Origin of the sequence: Escherichia sp. E2562 (genome assembly GCF_005781075.1) — a bacterium.
Taxonomy (GTDB): domain Bacteria; phylum Pseudomonadota; class Gammaproteobacteria; order Enterobacterales; family Enterobacteriaceae; genus Escherichia.
Genome location: NZ_VATM01000046.1, coordinates 1 through 1,007 on the forward strand (window position 1 = coordinate 1; position 1,007 = coordinate 1,007).

Below are 1,007 nucleotides of genomic sequence, written 5' to 3' on the forward strand. Positions count from 1 at the left end.
GCATTCGACCAGATCGATAACGCGCCGGAAGAAAAAGCTCGTGGTATCACCATCAACACTTCTCACGTTGAATATGACACCCCGACCCGTCACTACGCACACGTAGACTGCCCGGGGCACGCCGACTATGTTAAAAACATGATCACTGGTGCTGCTCAGATGGACGGCGCGATCCTGGTAGTTGCTGCGACTGACGGCCCGATGCCGCAGACTCGTGAGCACATCCTGCTGGGTCGTCAGGTAGGCGTTCCGTACATCATCGTGTTCCTGAACAAATGTGACATGGTTGATGACGAAGAGCTGCTGGAACTGGTTGAAATGGAAGTTCGTGAACTTCTGTCTCAGTACGACTTCCCGGGCGACGACACTCCGATCGTTCGTGGTTCTGCTCTGAAAGCGCTGGAAGGCGACGCAGAGTGGGAAGCGAAAATCCTGGAACTGGCTGGCTTCCTGGATTCTTACATTCCGGAACCAGAGCGTGCGATTGACAAGCCGTTCCTGCTGCCGATCGAAGACGTATTCTCCATCTCCGGTCGTGGTACCGTTGTTACCGGTCGTGTAGAACGCGGTATCATCAAAGTTGGTGAAGAAGTTGAAATCGTTGGTATCAAAGAGACTCAGAAGTCTACCTGTACTGGCGTTGAAATGTTCCGCAAACTGCTGGACGAAGGCCGTGCTGGTGAGAACGTAGGTGTTCTGCTGCGTGGTATCAAACGTGAAGAAATCGAACGTGGTCAGGTACTGGCTAAGCCGGGCACCATCAAGCCGCACACCAAGTTCGAATCTGAAGTGTACATTCTGTCCAAAGATGAAGGCGGCCGACATACTCCGTTCTTCAAAGGCTACCGTCCGCAGTTCTACTTCCGTACTACTGACGTGACTGGTACCATCGAACTGCCGGAAGGCGTAGAGATGGTAATGCCGGGCGACAACATCAAAATGGTTGTTACCCTGATCCACCCGATCGCGATGGACGACGGTCTGCGTTTCGCAATCCGTGAAGGCGG

The 1,007-nt window shown here is 53.4% G+C and carries 1 protein-coding gene; it reads left to right on the top strand.

What is annotated here, in order from left to right; all coding sequences use genetic code 11:
* Positions 1-1,007, top strand: a 1,007-nt coding sequence (gene tuf, locus FEK43_RS22745) for an elongation factor Tu (RefSeq protein WP_024221637.1), incomplete at both ends; no start/stop codon positions are given.